Source organism: Kineosporia mesophila, from assembly GCF_021129235.1.
Classification (GTDB): Bacteria; Actinomycetota; Actinomycetes; order Actinomycetales; family Kineosporiaceae; genus Kineosporia; species Kineosporia mesophila.
This window is the reverse complement of the sequence record NZ_JAJOMA010000010.1, coordinates 244,056-262,021: the sequence shown is the minus strand read 5'-3', so window position 1 is coordinate 262,021 and position 17,966 is coordinate 244,056. Positions and strand designations below refer to the sequence as shown.

The following is a 17,966-nucleotide window of genomic DNA, read 5'->3' as shown; positions in this document are numbered from 1 at the left end:
TGAGTGGTCGGCGGAACCGGACCTCGATCAGAGTGCCCGGTCCGCCTTGGTAAATCGGCGTTCTTCCCGGCGCTGGGCGCGCGCGGTGGCGTAGAGGCAGACGGTGGCCGCGGTGCCGAGGTTCAGGCTCTCGGCCCGGCCGTGCACGGGTACCCGCACCACGGCGTCGGCCAGATCGCGGTCGGCCTGCGGGAGGCCCCAGGCCTCGTTGCCGAAGACCCAGGCGGCGGGGCTTTCCAGGTGCGGTTCACTGATTGAGGACGTCGTGGTCGCCCCGGTTGCGCCGGTCACCCGGGCGGGTACCCCGGTCGTGCGGTCCGGGCCGGACGCAGTGCGTCCGGCTTCGGCCTGGGTACCGGCTTCGGTCCGGGCACCGGGTTCGGTCCGGGCACCGGGTTCGGTCCGGGCACCGGCTTCGGTCCGGGCACCGGCTTCGGTCCGGGCACCGGGTTCGGCCTGGGCACCGGGTTCGGTCCTGCTGACGGCCCGGTCCTCGGCGTCGTCGGCCAGGTCGTCCAGGTCGTGGTCGCCCGCACCGTCCGCGGCCAGGATCTGCAGACCGGCCGCCCGGAGCCGCTCGACCGCCTCGGCCAGCGGGACACCGGTCACCACCGGGAGGTGGAACAGGCTTCCCGCGGTGGAGCGCACGCACTTGGGGTTGTGCACGTCGACGCTGGCGTCGGTGAGCACCACGGCATCGGCCCCGGCGGCGTCGGCCGCGCGGATCACGGTGCCGGCGTTGCCCGGGTCACGGACCTGTGAGAGCACGGCCACCAGCTTCGGCCGCCGCGCGAGGACCTCGTCCAGCGACACGGTGATCAGGTCGCACACCGCGAGCAGGCCCTGCGGGGTGGTCGTGCCCGCCCCGGCGAGCATCGTGGCCAGCACCTCGTCCGTGACGATGCGGGCCCAGACACCGGAATCGGCCGCGGCGTCGAGGATCTCGGGGTACCGGTCGGCGGCTTCCGGGGTGGCGTAGAGCTCGCGCAGGGCGCCCGGGGCGCTCCGGCGGGTCGCCCCGTGTTCGGCCACCGCTTCGCGCACACCCTGCGGACCCTCGACCAGGAACCGGCCGGCCCGCAGACGCGCGGAACGCCCGGACAGCCGGGCCACTGCCTTCACCCGGTCGGACCGGGGATTGGACAGTGCCTCGAGCGCCGGGCGTTCCGTCATCATGTTCGTCTCGCTGGTCCCGGGCCGATGCGGGGGCAGTTCAGCCCGGGGACGGCGAAAAGGCTCAGGCCGCAGTGGTGTCGGCGGTCGCCGGGAGGGCAGCCTTGGCCAGCACGACGAGGGCGGCGAACGCGGCCTCGTCGTTCACGGCCAGCTCGGCCAGCATGCGACGGTCGACCTCGATCTCCGCGGCCTTGAGGCCCTGGATGAACCGGTTGTAGGTCATGCCGTTCGCACGGGCGGCGGCGTTGATGCGCTGGATCCACAGCTTGCGGAAGTCACCCTTGCGCGCACGACGGTCGCGGTACGCGTAGACGAGCGAGTGGGTGACCTGCTCTTTGGCCTTGCGGTAGAGGCGTGAGCGCTGCCCGCGGTAACCGCTGGCGCGCTCGAGGACCTCGCGGCGCTTCTTCTGGGCGTTGACTGCCCGCTTGACGCGTGCCACGTGGAGTCTCCTTGGTTCTTGTCACCGGTCAGGACCGGCGACGGGGGTCAGTAAGCGGGGAATCAGCGGCCGAGCAGGCGCTTGGCGGCCTTCAGGTTGCCGGCGGCAACGGGCTCGTCCGAGGCCAGACGGCGCGTGCGGCTCGAGGGCTTGTGCTCGAACAGGTGGCGACGGTTGGCCTGCTCCCGCATCAGCTTGCCGCTGCCGGTCACCCGGAAGCGCTTCTTCGCACCGCTGTGCGTCTTGTTCTTCGGCACGTCTGTTTCTCCTCATCGATCCGCGCGCGGGGTGTCCGGCACGCGGAAGGTGGTCGGGACCGGGCGGACGGCACATCTCGTGTGTCCGCCCGGTCACCTGCTTAGCCTTCGTACAGGCTCAGCCTCTGCCCGTCAGGCGTCGGCTGATGTCTGCTCGGGGGTAGCTGCCGGCTTGGCGGCTTCCTCCGTGGGCTTGGTCTCCGCCGGCTTGGCCTCGGTGGGCTTCGCCTCGGCGGCCGGTCCCGGGGTGGGACGCGGGCCAGGCCCGGGGGCCGGACGCGGACCCGGTCCCGGGGTGGGACGCGGGCCGGGCCCGGGGGTGGGACGCGGGCCGATCGAGCCCGGGGTCGGGCGCGGTCCGACCGATCCCGGGGTGGGACGCGGCCCGGTGGCCGGGAGCGGACGCGGACCGGTGGCGGGACGGCCGGCGGCGGGAGCACCCGCACCGGAACCGGACGACACCGGACGCGGCGTACCCGTGGTCGCGGGCCGGGAGGACGGGCTCCCCGGACCGGAACCGAACGACGGACGCTCGCCCCGGTCGGGACGCGGACCGGACGGACGGTCGCCGCGGGGGCCACCGGGACCGGTACCGAACGACGGACGCTCGCCCCGGTCGGGACGCGGACCACGGTCCGGGCCCGAGCCGTACGGCGGGCGGGAACCACCCGGACGGTCGGAGCGGGGGCCGCCCCGGTCCGGGCGGGAGGACGAGTACGCGGGCGGGCCGGAGCTGCTCGAGGCGGGAGGCAGGGCCGACGGCGGCGGCGTCGCGCGCTTGATGAAGATGGGCTCCTCATCGCTGGCGGCAGCGTCCGGCGCGGCTGCCTCGTTCGCCTCGGCGACCTCGGCAGTCTTCTCCGCAGCCTGGGCGGCCTCCTCGCGGCGGCGCGCAACGCGTTCGGCCTTCTGCTCGGCCTGAATGTCCTTCTGCTCAGCCTTGGCGTCGGCCTTCTTCTTGTTCGGGCCGATCACCATGACCATGTTGCGGCCGTCTTGCTTCGGGTTGCTCTCGATGTAACCGAGCTCGACCACGTCGGCCGCCATGCGCTGGAGCAGGCGGTAACCCATCTCCGGGCGGGACTGCTCACGACCACGGAACATGATCATGACCTTGACCTTGTCGCCCTCATTGAGGAACCGCTCGACGTGCCCCTTCTTCGTGGAGTAGTCGTGCGGGTCGATCTTGAGGCGGAGCCTGATCTCCTTGAGGACGGTGTGGGCCTGGTTCTTCCGGGCCTCACGGTCCTTGATCGCAGACTCGTACTTGAACTTTCCGAAGTCCATGAGCTTGCAGACCGGCGGCCGCGCCTGGGGGGCGACTTCGACAAGGTCGAGGTCGGCCTCCTGGGCGAGACGCAGCGCGTCTTCGACCCGGACGATGCCGACCTGCTCCCCGTTGGGGCCGACCAGCCGCACCTCTGGGACGCGGATACGGTCGTTAATCCGGGGCTCGCTGATGTGTTACTCCTTCGTACGGTCTCGGTGACCGCCGGCAAACAGGAGAAGGCTCCCGGATGCAGGCGCTCGGGAGCCTCAGTAACGGTCGCACGGCAAACTGATCTTCCGTTCGCGTGCACCCCCACCAGTCACGGTAGAGGGCTCCTCCTGGTCGGGAGGAGCGGACCGGGACCCGATGTCATCGCACCGAAGTGCTGTGACGGCGGGTGGGAGAGACTCCACTTGGCGCACCAGGCTCTGTCGCGAACCCACCCGTGAGGGCAGGTCCAGCAGCGGAACTTGGTCGGTCAGTAGCCCAGGTTAGCAGGAGCAGGCCGATACCCGCGACACCAGCACCCCGGGGGACGCTCCCCCTTCGTTCGTGATCATGCACAAGGGGGGTGGATCAGACCGAGCGAACCGCCAGGCGGACCGAGTCGGTGCGCTCGGTGACGATCTGGTCGGTCAGCAGCAGCTCGCCGACCTGGGTGGTGGTGCTGCGGACCTGGTCGCGATCGAGGCCCGGGGGCAGGCCGAGCACGACCACCAGGCCGGCCTCCCCGTCGGGCTCGCAGCGGTGGGCCTTCACCTCGGGGACGGTGCCGATCAGGGCAGTGATGCCGTCGAGCAGCTCCGGGTCGTCGGCGGGCGGCAGCCAGTCGCGGCCCTGGGCCACGGCCCAGACGGCGGGGCGCGGCAGCTCGACCGCGGCGCCGGCCGGGTCGATGACGATGCGGGGGCACTCCTCGACCACCGCGGCCTGCGCGGCCCGGGCGGCCTCGACCGGAACCGGGCGGGCCTTCGGGTTCCACTCCAGCAACGCGGCGACGCTGGAGAAGACCGGGAGGATCCGGGACTCGTCCTCACCGACGAGGGTCACCAGGGCCATGTCGGAGCTCTTGTCCCCCTCCGACGCGACGAGCTCGGCGTCGTCGTCACCGAGCACGGCGACGATCGGGACCAGGACCCGGGTGGGGGCCCAGGCCCGGGTGATCGCGACCAGGTCGCCGTCGGCGAGCGCGGCGGTCAGGGCCGCGTCGGCGGTTCCGTCGTCACCCGGGAAGGGCTGCGCGGTCAGGGTGCGACCCGACCATGGGGTACCGGCCGAGTCGGTGTCGTGGTGCGGGTTGATGCCGTGTGCCATGTCGATCAGCTCCTGTCCGCTCCTGCCGGCCTGTTCAGCCGACTCAGCCGGCAACGTGCAGGGCCTGCTCCAGCGTGAAGGCCCCGTTGTAGAGCGCCTTCCCGACGATCGCCCCCTCGACGCCGATCTTCACCAGCGCGCGCAGGGCGGCGATGTCGTCGAGGTTCGCGATGCCGCCGGAGGCCACGACCGGCTTGCTGGTGCGGCTGCAGACCTCGGCGAGCAGGTCGAGGTTCGGACCCTGGAGCGTGCCGTCCTTGGTGACGTCGGTGACCACGTAGCGGGCACAGCCGTCCTCGTCGAGGCGGGCCAGGGTCTCGAACAGGTCGCCGCCCTTGCTGGTCCAGCCGCGGCCGGCCAGCTCGGTGCCGCGCACGTCGAGGCCGACGGCGATCCGGTCGCCGAACTCGGCGATGGCGTCACGCGTCCAGGACGGGTTCTCGATCGCGGCGGTGCCCAGGTTCACGCGGGCGCAGCCGGTGTCCATCGCGGCCCGCAGGCTCGCCTCGTCGCGGATCCCGCCGGACATCTCGACCTTCACCCCGAGCCCGCTCAGCTCGGCGCAGACCCGGGTGATCAGCTCGCGGTTGCTGCCCCGGCCGAACGCGGCGTCCAGGTCGACCAGGTGCAGCCACTGCGCCCCGGCCTTCTGCCAGGCCCGGGCCGCCTCCAGCGGATCGCCGTAGCCGGTCTCGCTGCCGGCTTCGCCCTGCACCAGGCGCACGGCCTGGCCGTCGGCGACGTCGACGGCGGGCAGCAGCTCGAGCCGGGCGGGAGCGGCGGCGGAGTCAGACATGGAAAACCCTTCGAAGGCGTGCGACCGGCCTGGTCATCCCGAGGCCGGTGAAGTCGGCGGCCACGCTATCGCGGCCCCCGGCAGCAGACAGGTGCAGCCCCGGGGACCGCGCGCGATCAAGAGCCGCCCGACCCCGTCGTGGTCATGCAAACGTTCCGGCGAGAGTTCTAGAACTCCGGGGAGGTTTTGCATGATCACGGACGAGAAAGTGGGCAGCGAGTCGCCAGGCCCATGCCCGGGCCCGTGCCCGGGCCAAGGCAGAACCTGGGCAGGGCGGGGTTCCGGGCCTGGGTTACAGGGTGGTCAGCCAGTTACGCAGGAGCTGGGCCCCGGCGGCGCCGGACTTCTCCGGGTGGAACTGGGTGGCGGTGAGGGGACCGTTCTCGACCGCGGCCACGAACCGGCCGCCGTGCTCGGACCAGGTGACCAGCGGCGGCTTGAGCGAGGCCAGGGGGTCGCCGGGGGACGGGAGTTCCCACTTCTGCACGGCGTAGGAGTGCACGAAGTAGAAGCGCTCGTGCTCGATACCGGCGAAGAGCCGAGAGCCCTCGGGGGTGTCGACGACGTTCCAGCCCATGTGCGGCACGACCCGGGACGGCAGCAGCTCGACGGTGCCGGGCCACTCCCCCAGGCCCTCGACATCATCGCGACCGAACTCGGCGGACTTCTCGAACAACACCTGCAGGCCGACGCAGATCCCGAGCACCGGACGGCCACCGGCCAGACGGCGCCCGATCAGCCGGTGCCCGCCGACAGCCCGCAACTGCTCGGCGACCGAGGCGAAGGCCCCCACACCGGGGACCACCAGGCCGTCGGCCTCCAGGGCGCGATGGAAGTCGGCGGTCAGCTCGACGGTCGCGCCGGCGCGCTCCAGCGCCCGCACGGCCGACCGGACGTTGCCGGAGCCGTAGTCCAGCACCACGACCTGGGGTGAAGTCATACCCAGAGTCTAGAAGAGCCCCGGACACCACCCGCACCGACCATGATCGCCGGGGAGGTTTTGCATGATCACGAGCAAAAGGAGAGCGGGGAAGGCCCGCATGATCATGCAGACCTTCCCCGCCCGGGCGGCTCAGGCCTTACGGCCGGACTTCACCGCGCGGCGGTACTCCTTGTTGAGGTTGGCGATGCTGACGAACGGGATCTCCTTGGGGCAGGACACCGTGCACATACCGGTGTTCGTGCACCCACCGAAGCCCTCCGCGTCCATCTGCTCGACCATGTCCAGCACCCGGGTCGTGCGCTCCGGCTGACCCTGGGGCAGCAGGTTGAGGTGCGTGACCTTGGCCGAGACGAAGAGCGAGGCCGAGCCGTTCGGGCAGGCCGCCACGCAGGCGCCGCAGCCGATGCAGGTGGCGTTGGCGAAGGCCTCGTCCGCGTCGGGCTTGGGGATGCGGGTGGAGTTGCCCTCCGGGGCCGAGCCGGTCGGGGCGGTGATGTAACCACCGGCGCCGATGATGCGGTCGAAGGCGCTGCGGTTGACCACCAGGTCTTTGATCACTGGGAAGGGGGCCGCGCGCCACGGCTCGATGATGATCTCCTCGCCGTCCGAGAAGGCGCGCATGTGCAGCTGGCAGGCGGTGGTCTGCTCCGGGCCGTGGGCCTCGCCGTTGATGACGACGCCACAGCTGCCGCAGATGCCCTCGCGGCAGTCGTGGTCGAACGCGACCGGGTCGTCACCATCGAGGATCAGCTTCTCGTTGAGCGTGTCGAGCATCTCCAGGAACGACATGTCCGGCGAGACGTTGTCGAGGTCGTAGTCGACCATGGCGCCGGCGTCGGCGCCGTTCTTCTGCCGCCAGATCTTCAGCTTGAGCTTCATCAGGCTTCCTTCAAAAATCGCAGGCTTAAAAGATCAGGCGTAGCTGCGCTGGGCCGGGTGGACGTAGTCGAAGATCAGCTCTTCCTGGTGCAGCACCGGGTCGCCGCTGACGGTGCCGAACCGGCCCTCGCCGCCGTACTCCCAGGCCGCGACGAACGAGAACTTGTCGTCCTGCCGCTCGGCCTCACCCTCGGCGGTCTGGCTCTCCTCGCGGAAGTGCCCGCCGCACGACTCCTCACGCATCAGCGCGTCGATGCACATCAGCTCGCCGAGCTCGATGAAGTCGGCGACCCGGTTGGCCTTCTCGAGTGACTGATTGAGCTCGGCGCCGGTACCGGGCACCTTCACCCGCTTCCAGAACTCGTCGCGCAGGTGCCGGATCTCGCTGATCGCCTTGCGCAGCCCGGCGTCGTTGCGGGCCATGCCGCAGTAGTCCCACATGATCTGGCCGAGCTCGCGGTGGAAGGAGTCGACCGTGCGGTCGCCCTGGATCGAGAGCAGTTTCTCGATCCGGTCTTTCACCAGGGTCTCGACCTCGGTGACCTCGGGCGCGTCGGTCGGCACCGGAGCGAACTTGTTGCTGCCGATGTAGTTGTTGAGCACCGTCGGCAGCACGAAGTAGCCGTCGGACAGACCCTGCATCAGCGCGGACGCACCGAGCCGGTTGGCGCCGTGGTCGGAGAAATTGGCCTCACCGGCGGCGAACAGGCCGGGGATGGTGGTCTGCAGGTCGTAGTCCACCCACAGGCCGCCCATCGTGTAGTGGACGGCCGGGTAGATGCGCATCGGCTGCTTGTACGGGTTCTCGGAGGTGATCCGGGCGTACATGTCGAAGAGGTTGCCGTACTTCTCCCGCACGGTCGCCTCCCCCATCCGCGCGATCGCGTCGGCGAAGTCCAGGTAGACGCCCTGGCCGCCGGGGCCGACGCCGCGGCCCTCGTCGCAGACGTTCTTCGCGGCGCGGGAGGCGATGTCCCGCGGCACCAGGTTGCCGAACGCCGGGTAGATGCGCTCCAGGTAGTAGTCGCGCTCGTCCTCGGGGATCTGGTCGGGCGAACGGGTGTCGCCCATCTCCTTCGGCACCCAGATCCGGCCGTCGTTGCGCAGCGACTCACTCATCAGCGTGAGCTTGGACTGGTGGTCGCCGGAGCGCGGGATGCAGGTCGGGTGGATCTGCGTGTAGCAGGGGTTCCCGAAGTAGGCGCCGCGCCGGTGGGCCCGCCAGATCGCCGAGGTGTTCGAGCCCTTGGCGTTGGTGGAGAGGAAGAAGACGTTGCCGTAGCCGCCGGTCGCCAGTACCACCGCGTCGCCGAGGTGGGTGGAGAGCTCACCGGTGACCAGGTTGCGCGCGACGATGCCGCGGGCCCGGCCGTCGATGATGATCAGATCGAGCATCTCGTGCCGGGCGTGCATCTCGACGTTGCCGGCGTCGATCTGCTTCGACAGCGCCTGGTAGGCGCCGATGAGCAGTTGCTGGCCCGTCTGGCCGCGGGCGTAGAAGGTGCGCTGCACCTGCACGCCGCCGAACGAGCGGGTGTCGAGCAGACCGGAGTACTCGCGGGCGAACGGCACGCCCTGCGCCACGCACTGGTCGATGATCTTCACGCTGTTCTCGGCCAGGCGGTAGATGTTCGACTCCCGGCCCCGGAAGTCGCCACCCTTCACCGTGTCGTAGAACAGCCGGTAGATCGAGTCACCGTCGTTGCGGTAGTTCTTCGCGGCGTTGATGCCACCCTGCGCGGCGATGGAGTGCGCGCGGCGGGGTGAGTCCTGGAAGCAGAACTGCACCACGTGGTAGCCCTGCTCGGCCAGCGAGGCACCCGCGGCGCCCCCGGCCAGGCCGGTGCCGACCACGATCACCTTGTGCTTGCGGCGGTTCGAGGGGTTCACCAGCTTGGAGGCGAACTTGCGCCGCTCCCAGCGGGTCTCGACGTCGCCGTCGGGCGCCTTGTCGTCGGCGATCGCCTCGCCGAGGCGGTAGAACTCACCCTCGCCGACGAATTTCGTCTGTTCCGACATCTCAATCCACCAACCCGAAGACGACGCTGTACGGAACGAGCAGGAAGCCGAAGCCGACGACCAGGGCCACGAACACCGCGAAGGTGCGGAACCCGGCCGTGGTGGCCCGGTTCCAGCCCAGCGTGTTGGCGGCGCTCCAGAGGCCGTGCCAGATGTGCAGGCACAGGGCCACCATCGCCAGCGTGTAGATGGCGACGTTCCACCACTGGTCGAACCCGGCGGTGATCCGCTCGTAGGGCTCGTGCGAGGTGGCCGGGTTCACCGTGCCGGTGGTCATGTCGAGGATGTGCCAGATGATGAAGAGCAGCAGCGTGACGCCGCCCCAGCGCATCGTCGAGGTGGCGTAGCCACCCTTGCGCTTGGCGTGGTATTTCACCGGCCGGGCGTTCACGTCGTGCCGCGACAGCGTCACGGCTGCCCAGATGTGCAGCACCAGCGCGACGGTGAGCACGGCCCTCTGGATCCAGAGGTACCAGGCCTCGTGCAGAGCGGGCTCACCGATGGTGCGCAGCCAGGCCGCGTACTCGTTGAACTCGGTCTCGCCGAAGAAGATCTTCAGGTTCCCGACCATGTGCACGACGACGAACGCCAGCATGATCAGGCCGGTGACGGCCATGATCATCTTCCGCCCGATGGTCGAGCGGTGGAGGGTGGCGAAGCCCGTCACACGCGGGTTCTTGCTCAGCGTCTCTACCACGATCGGCAAGGTATTCCCTAGAGGCTGATGAGGTCCAAGAGATGATGCGTAGGCTCTCAATAGTCAGGGCCTATCGATCTGGTTACGCTGTGCTCGTGCAACTGCAGCAGCTCGTATATTTCCTGACCGTCGCGGAGACGAAGCACTTCACCCGGGCCGCGCAGCTGCTCGAGATCGCACAACCATCGCTCTCGCAACAGATCCGGGCGTTGGAAGCATCACTGGGCGCGGAGCTCTTCGACCGGGTGCGCGGCAACATCACGCTGACCCCGGCCGGCGAGGCGCTACTGCCGATCGCCCAGCGGATCACCGTCGACGTGGAGTCGGCCCGCCAGGAGGTGCGCGAGCTGGTCGAGCTGCGCAGCGGGCGGGTGCGGCTGGGCGCCACCCCGAGTCTGCTCACCGGTCTGCTGCCGGAGGTCGCGCGTCGCTACCACCGTCGATACCCGGCGATCCGGCTCGTACTGGAGGAGAGCGGGTCACGCGACCTGGTGGCCAAGACCGCCTCCGGCCTGATCGACCTGTCCCTGCTCGTGCTGCCCCTGCACGCCGACGACCCGGCGCTGGAGACGGTACCCCTGCTGCGGGAAGACCTCGTCGTGGTGTCGTCCACCCGCGACCCGGGCCCCACCGACGGCCGCCCGATCGCGATCTCCCAGCTGCAGGGTCGTCCTCTGGTGATGTTCCGGGCCGGCTACGAACTGCGCGAGGTGACCGTGGGGGCCTGCCGCCGCGCCGGTTTCGCGCCCACCCTGGCGGTCGAGGGTGGCGAGATGGACGCGGTGCTGAGCATGGTCGAGGCCGGACTTGGGCTGGCCGTGGTGCCCAGCACCGTGGTCGCCGGACGCTCGGCCACCCACCGCGTCACCCCGATCGCCGCCCCCGGCCTGTCCCGCACGATCGGCCTGGCCCACCGCCGGGGGGCCCAGCCCTCCCGGGCCGCCCAGGAACTGCGGGCCGAACTGCTCGGCTACCTGGGCACCGCGTCCGTCGACGGCACTCTGCCCCAGGGCACCGAGCTGATCACCCCCTGAAACCCACCCACAACAAAATTGAGGACGAGTCGGCAGCTGCCGGCTCGTCCTCCATTTTGGGTCTACTACAGAGAGCCCTTGGTGCTAGGGATGCCGGTCACGCGCGGGTCGGGCTCGACCGCCACGCGCAGCGCCCGCGCGAGCGCCTTGAACTGGGCCTCGACGATGTGGTGCGGGTCGCGACCGCCCAGCACGCGCACGTGCAGGCCGATCGAGGCGTGGTGGGCGATGGATTCCAGCACGTGCCGGGTGAGCGAGCCGATGTACCGGTCGCCGATCACCACGTACTGCTGGCCCTCCGGCTCACCGGTCTGCACGCAGTAGGGACGACCGGACACGTCGACCACGGCGTGCACCAGCGCCTCGTCGAGCGGCACGGTGGCGTCGCCGAACCGGCGGATGCCGGCCTTGTCGCCGAGCGCGATCCTCAGCGCCTCGCCGATCACGATCGCCACGTCCTCCACCGTGTGGTGGGCGTCGATGTGCAGGTCACCGGTCGCGGTGACGGCCAGGTCGATCAGCGAGTGCTTGGACAGCGCGTTGAGCATGTGGTCGTAGAACCCCACCCCGGTGGAGATCTCGGCCTTGCCGGTGCCGTCCAGGTCCAGCTCGACGACGACACTGGATTCCTTGGTCGTCCGCTCGATCCGGGCGGTGCGGGACATCAGGTGCTCCTTGTTGTTGATTGAGGACGAAGTGGTCGGCTCACGCCGGTCAGGCGGGTACCGGCGCGTCGAGCAGGGAGTCCGCGAGAGCATCGAGGAACGTGGTGTTCTCGGCCGGGGTACCGGCGGTGACCCGGAGGAATCCGGGCAGGCCGACGTCGCGGATCAGCACCCCGCGCGAGAGCAGCGAGCGCCAGATCGCCTTCTCGTCGTTCAGGCCACCGATCAGGACGAAGTTGGCGTCGCTCGGGGCGGGGCTCAGGCCCAGCTCCCGCACCGAGGTGACGACGCGGTCGCGCTCGGACTTGATCACCTCGACGGTGTCGAGCAGCACGTCGGAGTGCCAGAGCGCGGCGCGGGCGGCGGCCTGGGTGAGCGAGGACAGGTGGTACGGCAGGCGCACCAGCCGGACCGCGTCGTTCACGGCAGGGTGTGCGGCCAGGTAGCCCAGACGCACGCCGGCCAGGGCGAACGCCTTACTCATCGTGCGGCTGACCACCAGGCGCTCCCGGCCCTCGAGCAGACTCAGGGCGCTGGGCGTACCGACGCGGGCGAACTCGTGGTAGGCCTCGTCGACGATCACGATGCCGTCGGTCGCGTCGTAGGCGGCCTTGACCACCTCGAGGTCGAGGGCGGTACCGGTGGGGTTGTTCGGGGAGCAGAGGAACGTGACGTGGGGCCGGTGCTCCTTGATCTGCGCGACGGTCTCCTCGACGTGCAGATCGAACTGGGCCGGGTCGTCCGTCGGCTGCACCTTCTTGCCCCGCTTGCCGTCGACCCAGGTGGCGCCGGTGCCGGCGGTGATGATCGGGTGCATCGAGTAGCTCGGGGTGAAGCCGAGCACCGTGCGCCCCGGGCCGGCGAATGCCTGGAGCAACTGCTGGAGCACCTCGTTCGAGCCGTTCGCGGCCCAGATCTGGTCGGCCTCCAGCTCGTGCCCGAGGTAGTTGGCCAGGTCTTCGCGCAGCCCGGTGAACTCCCGGTCGGGGTACCGGTTCAGATGACGGGCCTGCTGGCGGACGCCGTCGAGGATCGCGGCGACCACCTCCCCCGGCACGTCGTAGCTGTTCTCGTTGGTGTTCAGCCGCACCGGCACCTCGAGCTGTGGCGCACCGTAGGGAGTGCGTCCACGCAGATCGTCACGCAGGGGCAGACGGGCAAGAACCTCGGCCCGGGACTCGTTGCTCACGGTGGGGAGTCTAACGAGCGCAGCTGACACCGACACGTGTCGTTACAGGTCACGTGGCCCACACGCTCCTGGTGATCCAGATGTTCCCTACAGTGATCGGCGCAGGGGCGCGCGGTGGTTGCTCGGAGAAAGGCGGCTGGTGAACGAGGCCGACAGCAGTGGTGTGGTGACGGTGCTCGCGGCCGGCTGGGCGTTCCGGCGTCCGCAGGTGGCGACGGCCTACGAACGCGCGACCGGGGGCGACCGCGCCGAGGCGTACCTGACCTCGCGGGTGCTCACCCGGGAGGAGGTCACGGAACTCGCCGCCCTGGGCTGGACCCCGGCAGACCTGCGCCGGCTGGTGCGGTTCGAGCGCCCCCGCCGTCTGGTGCCCGACCCGGTGCCCGTCGACGCCGACCATCCGGACCCGGCCGCCCCCGAGCGCCGCTGGTCCCCGCCGCAGAGCCGCCCCGACCTGCCCCGACGGGCCCAGTTGCCGTTCGGGGACCTGGTGACCTGGGCCCGGGTCCGCCCGGGCGACCGCGCCTGGCTGGCCGGGATCACCAGCACCGAGCTGCGCTGGCTCGGGAAGCCGCACGTGCTCGACACCCTGCGGCCCTATCTGACCTCGGCCCTGGACGTCGACCCGGGCACCGCCCTGTTGCAGGCCCGCCGCTACGTGCCGTTCACCCTGTTCGAGACCGTGGTGAGGGCCCGCGGTGGTATCCAGGGCCTGCCCGGCGAGTGGATCGACCTGGTGCTCGGCGAGCGCTGGATCCATGAGGTGCCGGAATGGGAGACCGCGGGCTGGATCTCGCACCCGGCCCAGGCCCCGCTGCTGTTCGCGCCGGCCGGCGAGGGCCGGGACCCCTCCGAGCGCTGGGCCCGCTGGCACCCGGTCGCCCGCCTCGCCGGGCCCGGCGGCATCCACCCGGCCGACTGGTGGGCCGCCGGTTTCAGCACCGACGAGGCCCTGCGGGCGTTCGACCGGGGACGCGTGCCCGACCGTTCGGTGCTCGAGGCGATGGCCGTGGTACGGGGCAAGACCTCTCCTAGAGAACCCTGAGCGAGTACTCCCAGAGCCGCTGCGCCGCCTCGGGATCGAGCGCGTGCCCGGAGACCCCGTGCCGGGCCCCGATCCGGCCGCGCGGGGCCTCGTTGCAGTCGTCGAAGTACTTCCCGCTCACACCCTTCACCAGCGGTGAGGCCGCCAGCAGCACAGACGTCGCGGCTCCCTCCGGCGTGGTCTTCCAGCGCAGTTCCTCACCGTCGGAGGCCGCCGCCTTCCGCAGCGCCTCGAGTTCCGCGGGGTCGACGTGGCACTGCAGGTTCGTCCGGATCCCGCCCGGGTTCAGGGCGTTCACGGTGATGCCGTCGGGCGCCCAGCGCCGGGCCGCCTCCACCGCGAAGAGCACGTTGGCGGTCTTGGACTGCCCGTAGGCCGTCCACGGCCCGTATTCACGCCGCTCGAAATGGATGTCGTCGAAGTCGATGCCCGCGCGGTGGTGGGCGCTGCTGCTCACCGCGACCACCCGGGCGTCACCGGCCCGGGCCAGGGCGTCGTGCAGTCCCACCGCGAGCGCGAAGTGCCCGAGATGGTTGGTGGCGAACTGCGATTCCCAGCCCTCGGGGGTGCGGGCGAGAGGGCTGGCCATCACGCCGGCGTTGTTGACGAGGATGTGCAGCGGGCCTTCCCACCGCTGGGTGAAGGCCTTCACCGAGCCCTGGTCGGCCAGGTCGAGGAGCTCGACACGACTGTTCGGGATGCCCGCCGCGGTCTTCTCCCCCGCGTCGAGGTTCCGCACGGCCAGGGTGACCTCGGCCCCGACCGCCGCCAGGGCGCGGGCGGTCTCGACGCCGATGCCGCTGGCGGCGCCGGTGACGACGGCCCGCTTCCCGCTCAGGTCGGCACCCGCGATCACCTCGTCGGCGGTGGAGTATTCGCCGAAGGGGGTGGTGAACAGTTCTGACGTCATGATCGATGACCTTTCCGCCGTAATGGAGGCTCCTCCGGTTACAAACTAAGCGGAGGAGCCTCCGATAGGCAACCGGGCGTACTGGCGGGTCTGGCTCTGCGCCACAATGAGAGTTCGCGTCATCCAGGGCGCGGGTCCCAACGAACACGCGCGGAGGTGCGAGATGACGGCACCCGGCGAGCGGCCGCTGCGCGCGGACGCCCGGCGCAACCGGGAACGCCTGCTGCAGTCGGCGGTGAAGGCGTTCAGCGTGGACGGCACCGAGGCCTCGCTGGAGGGCATCGCCAAGGATGCCGGGGTGGGCATCGGCACGCTCTACCGCCACTTCCCCACCCGCGACGAACTGGTCGAGGCGGCCTACCGCAACGAGCTGGCCAAGCTCTGCGACTCGGCCCGGGAACTGCTCACCGAACGGGCCACCGACGAGGCCCTGCGCCGCTGGATGGACCGCTTCGTCGACTACATGGCCACCAAGCGCGAGATGGCCGACGCCCTGCGCGCGGTGATCGCGTCGGGCCGTAATCCCTACGCCACCAGTCGCGACCGGCTCACGACCGCGGTGCAGCTCCTGATCGAGGCCGGGGCCGCGGCCGGCACCCTGCGCGACGACGTGCAGCCGCTGGACGTACTCACGGCGGTGAGCGGTGTGGCGATGGCCGCGGGCACGCCCGAACAGGCCGGGCGCATCCTCGACCTGCTGATGGACGGGCTACGCCGTTGACGCGGCGAGCTTCTTCACCGTGTTCCAGTTCCGCGTGGTCGCAGGCACGCCCTTGACCTTGCCCACGGCGATCGCCAGCTTGCTGTCGGCGAAACCGTTCGGCAGGCGCAGGTACAGCTCGGTGCCGTGGGCGACGTACTCGTCCGGGGTGCAGGCCGCCGGGTCGAGCTTCGCCAGCTGCTCCTGATTCAGTGCACCCCGCAGGAAGACGACCGCATGACGGGAGCCGTCCGCGTCCGCTGTCGGGAAGGGGTTCGCCGCGACGACGCCCGCCATCTCGGGACCGGTGCGCACCATCACCTCGGTGCGCAGACCCGCCTCAGCGAGCAGCCGGGCCTCCAGCTCGGCGGCCACCTCCAGCGGGTCGCGGGAAGTGGTGACCACCGCCTGACCGCTCGCCAGGATCGTCGTCACGTCGGTGTGGCCGAGTTCGGTCAGCATCGAGCGCAGGTCGGCCATCGCCAGCTTGCGGCTGCCGCCGAGGTTGACGCCCCTCAGCAGCAGCGCGAGCCGGTTACTCACTGCGGGAAGCGGGCCGTGACGGCCTCACCGTGCGCCGGGAGGTCTTCGGCGTTGGCGAGGGCCACCACGTGATGGGCCACCCCCTCCAGTGCGGACCGGTCGTACGTCACGACGTGGATGCCCTTGAGGAACGACTGCACGCTGAGCCCACTGGAGAAACAGGCGCAGCCGCCGGTGGGGAGCACGTGGTTGGAACCCGCGCAGTAGTCGCCCAGGCTGACGGGTGAGTACGGGCCGACGAAGATCGCACCCGCGTTCCGCACGCGGGAGGCGACCTGGTCGGCGTCCCTCGTCTGGATCTCGAGGTGCTCCGCCGCGTAGGCGTCGACCACCGCGAGACCCGCGTCCACGTCGTCCACCAGCACGATCGCCGACTGCGGGCCGGACAGCGAGGTGGTGACGCGCTCGGTGTGTTTCGTGGCGTCGACCCGCGCGGCGACGGCGGTCTCGACCGTCGCGGCGAGCACCTCGGAGTCGGTGACCAGCACGGCCGCGGCCATCGGGTCGTGCTCGGCCTGGCTGATCAGGTCACTGGCGACGTGGTCGGCGTCGGCGCTGTCGTCGGCGAGCACCATGATCTCGGTCGGGCCGGCCTCGGAGTCGATGCCGATGATGCCCTTGAGTAAACGCTTGGCCGCCGTCACCCAGATGTTGCCGGGGCCGGTGACCAGGTCGGACGGCTCGCAGATCCAGCTGCCGTCGGTGTCTTTCACGCCGTAGGCGAACATCGCCACGGCCTGCGCGCCACCCACGGCGTACACCTCGTCGATGCCGAGCAGTGCGCACGCCGCGAGGATCGCCGGGTGCGGCAGACCCTCGAAACCGGCCGGGTTGTCGCGCTGCGGCGGGCTGGTGACCGCAATGCCCGGCACCCCGGCCGCCTGCGCGGGCACGACGTTCATCACCACGCTGCTCGGGTAGACCGCCCGGCCGCCGGGCACGTACAGCCCGACCCGGTCGACCGGCACCCAGCGCTCGGTGACCGTGCCCCCGGGCACGACCTGGGTGGTGGTGCTCTCGCGGCGCTGATCGTCATGCACCAGGCGGGCCCGGCGGATCGACTCCTCCAGGCCGGCGCGCACGGCCGGGTCGAGCTGCTCCAGCGCGCGCTTCAGGGCCTCTTCGGGCACCCGGATCGAGGTCAGCCTCACCCCGTCGAACTGCTCGGTGAGCTCGATCAGCGCGCTCACGCCCTGGTCCCGCACGCGCTCGCAGATCGGGCGCACGGTGCCCAGCGCATGCTCCACGTCCATCGCGGCGCGGGGAACCACGGCGCGCAGATCACGGGAGTTCAGGTGCTGGCCACGCAGGTCAAGTCGGCGGATCACGGGCAGCATTCTAAGGCTGCCGGGACCGGGCGGATGGCGACAGGTCGTTCGTCCTGGTGCTGAAGGGAACGCAAGGCCTGCGAGTTTGACTAGTTTGGTCCCGTGGCGACCCGGCTTCCCCTCTTTCCGCTCAGCACCGTGCTGGTGCCGGGTCTCGTACTGCCGCTGCACATCTTCGAGCAGCGCTACCGGATCCTGGTGCAGGCCCTGCTCGACCTGCCCGAGGGCGCGCCCCGGCACTTCGGGGTGATCGCGACGCGCCCGGGCCGTGACCCGGAGACGCTCGAGGGCCTGTACCCGGTGGGCTGCACGGCCCAGATCCGCGAGGCGACGCCCTACGACGACGGCCAGTTCGACCTGGTCACCGTGGGCAATGCGCGGTTCCGGCTGCACGGCCTGGACGACGAGGCGGGTGCGCCGTACCACACGGGGCTCGTCGACTTCCTCGACGAGCCGGACGGTCCCGGGGACCTGGACGCGGCCGCCGAGCTGGTTGCCCTGCGGTTCGCCGCCTACCGCGACCGGCTGCGGGTGGAGCAGTCCGGGGTGCCGACCGACCCGCGGGTGCTCTCCTACCTGGTGGCTGCCGCGGCCGTGCTGGAGCTGCCCGAACGGCAGTCGCTGCTCGAGGCGGCGAGCACCCACGAGCGGCTCACCGCCGAGCTGACGCTGCTGCGCCGGGAGATCGGGCTGCTCGACGCGTTCAGCTCACTGCCCGCGGTGGACCTGAACAAGGAACCCCCCACCCCGAACTGACGG

General features: G+C 70.6%; 19 protein-coding genes. 4 read left to right on the top strand and 15 right to left on the bottom strand.

The window, feature by feature from the left end; all coding sequences use genetic code 11:
- Positions 1-27 precede the first annotated feature (27 nt).
- The 10 genes from LR393_RS16560 to LR393_RS16515 form a co-directional block, all read right to left on the bottom strand.
- Positions 28-1,176, bottom strand: a complete 1,149-nt coding sequence (locus LR393_RS16560; protein WP_231484825.1) for a TrmH family RNA methyltransferase — start codon at positions 1,174-1,176, stop codon at positions 28-30.
- Between the two features lie 61 nt (positions 1,177-1,237).
- Positions 1,238-1,618 (bottom strand): 50S ribosomal protein L20, encoded by a 381-nt coding sequence (gene rplT, locus LR393_RS16555; protein WP_231484824.1) that lies wholly within the window; start codon positions 1,616-1,618, stop codon positions 1,238-1,240.
- 62 nt (positions 1,619-1,680) lie between these two features.
- Complete coding sequence (gene rpmI, locus LR393_RS16550) at positions 1,681-1,875, bottom strand: 50S ribosomal protein L35 (protein WP_231484823.1); 195 nt, start codon at positions 1,873-1,875, stop codon at positions 1,681-1,683.
- A 132-nt stretch (positions 1,876-2,007) separates the two neighbouring features.
- Positions 2,008-3,294 (bottom strand): translation initiation factor IF-3, encoded by a 1,287-nt coding sequence (infC, locus tag LR393_RS16545; RefSeq protein WP_231484822.1) that lies wholly within the window; start codon positions 3,292-3,294, stop codon positions 2,008-2,010.
- 427 nt (positions 3,295-3,721) lie between these two features.
- Entirely contained in the window at positions 3,722-4,459 is a 738-nt protein-coding gene (locus LR393_RS16540; RefSeq protein ID WP_231484821.1) for an SseB family protein, read from the bottom strand.
- 43 nt (positions 4,460-4,502) lie between these two features.
- Positions 4,503-5,255, bottom strand: a complete 753-nt coding sequence (gene priA / locus LR393_RS16535; protein WP_231484820.1) for a bifunctional 1-(5-phosphoribosyl)-5-((5-phosphoribosylamino)methylideneamino)imidazole-4-carboxamide isomerase/phosphoribosylanthranilate isomerase PriA — start codon at positions 5,253-5,255, stop codon at positions 4,503-4,505.
- A gap of 292 nt (positions 5,256-5,547) precedes the next feature.
- A complete protein-coding gene (gene hisH / locus LR393_RS16530; protein WP_231484819.1) occupies positions 5,548-6,195 on the bottom strand; it encodes an imidazole glycerol phosphate synthase subunit HisH in 648 nt (215 codons plus the stop codon).
- A gap of 132 nt (positions 6,196-6,327) precedes the next feature.
- The gene (locus tag LR393_RS16525; protein ID WP_231484818.1) at positions 6,328-7,077 is read right to left on the bottom strand and encodes a succinate dehydrogenase/fumarate reductase iron-sulfur subunit; all 750 of its coding nucleotides are present in this window, start codon (positions 7,075-7,077) and stop codon (positions 6,328-6,330) included.
- Between the two features lie 33 nt (positions 7,078-7,110).
- Positions 7,111-9,096, bottom strand: a complete 1,986-nt coding sequence (locus LR393_RS16520; RefSeq protein WP_231484817.1) for a fumarate reductase/succinate dehydrogenase flavoprotein subunit — start codon at positions 9,094-9,096, stop codon at positions 7,111-7,113.
- 1 nt (position 9,097) lies between these two features.
- Positions 9,098-9,718, bottom strand: coding sequence for a succinate dehydrogenase cytochrome b subunit (locus LR393_RS16515; RefSeq protein WP_407937326.1), 621 nt, complete (start codon positions 9,716-9,718; stop codon positions 9,098-9,100).
- A gap of 170 nt (positions 9,719-9,888) precedes the next feature.
- Here LR393_RS16515 and LR393_RS16510 point away from each other — a divergent pair, with 170 nt between their 5' ends.
- Complete coding sequence (locus LR393_RS16510; RefSeq protein WP_231484815.1) at positions 9,889-10,827, top strand: LysR family transcriptional regulator; 939 nt, start codon at positions 9,889-9,891, stop codon at positions 10,825-10,827.
- Positions 10,828-10,892: 65 nt separating this feature from the next.
- On the opposite strand, the gene hisB is transcribed toward LR393_RS16510, so the two are convergent.
- Together hisB and LR393_RS16500 are read right to left on the bottom strand one after the other, a co-directional pair.
- Positions 10,893-11,492 (bottom strand): imidazoleglycerol-phosphate dehydratase HisB, encoded by a 600-nt coding sequence (hisB, locus tag LR393_RS16505; protein ID WP_231484814.1) that lies wholly within the window; start codon positions 11,490-11,492, stop codon positions 10,893-10,895.
- A gap of 49 nt (positions 11,493-11,541) precedes the next feature.
- Positions 11,542-12,681: a histidinol-phosphate transaminase gene (locus LR393_RS16500; protein WP_231484813.1), complete on the bottom strand. Its 1,140-nt coding sequence runs from the start codon at positions 12,679-12,681 to the stop codon at positions 11,542-11,544.
- Positions 12,682-12,820: 139 nt separating this feature from the next.
- Between LR393_RS16500 and LR393_RS16495 the strand changes: the two genes are divergently transcribed.
- Positions 12,821-13,726 carry a hypothetical protein gene (locus LR393_RS16495; protein WP_231484812.1) on the top strand — a complete coding sequence of 302 codons (906 nt, stop codon included), beginning with the start codon at positions 12,821-12,823 and terminating at the stop codon, positions 13,724-13,726.
- Here LR393_RS16495 and LR393_RS16490 read toward each other — a convergent pair.
- Positions 13,713-14,636, bottom strand: coding sequence for an SDR family NAD(P)-dependent oxidoreductase (locus LR393_RS16490; RefSeq protein ID WP_231484811.1), 924 nt, complete (start codon positions 14,634-14,636; stop codon positions 13,713-13,715). The two genes, LR393_RS16495 and LR393_RS16490, sit on opposite strands and share 14 nt — an antisense overlap.
- A 163-nt stretch (positions 14,637-14,799) precedes the next feature.
- Here LR393_RS16490 and LR393_RS16485 point away from each other — a divergent pair, with 163 nt between their 5' ends.
- The gene (locus LR393_RS16485; RefSeq protein ID WP_231484810.1) at positions 14,800-15,357 is read left to right on the top strand and encodes a TetR/AcrR family transcriptional regulator; all 558 of its coding nucleotides are present in this window, start codon (positions 14,800-14,802) and stop codon (positions 15,355-15,357) included.
- On the opposite strand, the gene LR393_RS16480 is transcribed toward LR393_RS16485, so the two are convergent.
- Both LR393_RS16480 and hisD read right to left on the bottom strand, forming a co-directional pair.
- On the bottom strand, positions 15,346-15,879 hold the full coding sequence (locus LR393_RS16480) for a DUF1697 domain-containing protein (protein ID WP_231484809.1): 534 nt from the start codon (positions 15,877-15,879) through the stop codon (positions 15,346-15,348). The two genes, LR393_RS16485 and LR393_RS16480, sit on opposite strands and share 12 nt — an antisense overlap.
- A complete protein-coding gene (gene hisD, locus LR393_RS16475) occupies positions 15,876-17,207 on the bottom strand; it encodes a histidinol dehydrogenase (protein WP_231484808.1) in 1,332 nt (443 codons plus the stop codon). Before hisD ends, LR393_RS16480 begins: the two co-directional genes overlap by 4 nt.
- A 102-nt stretch (positions 17,208-17,309) precedes the next feature.
- Here hisD and LR393_RS16470 point away from each other — a divergent pair, with 102 nt between their 5' ends.
- On the top strand, positions 17,310-17,963 hold the full coding sequence (locus LR393_RS16470) for an LON peptidase substrate-binding domain-containing protein (protein ID WP_231484807.1): 654 nt from the start codon (positions 17,310-17,312) through the stop codon (positions 17,961-17,963).
- Positions 17,964-17,966 lie beyond the last annotated feature (3 nt).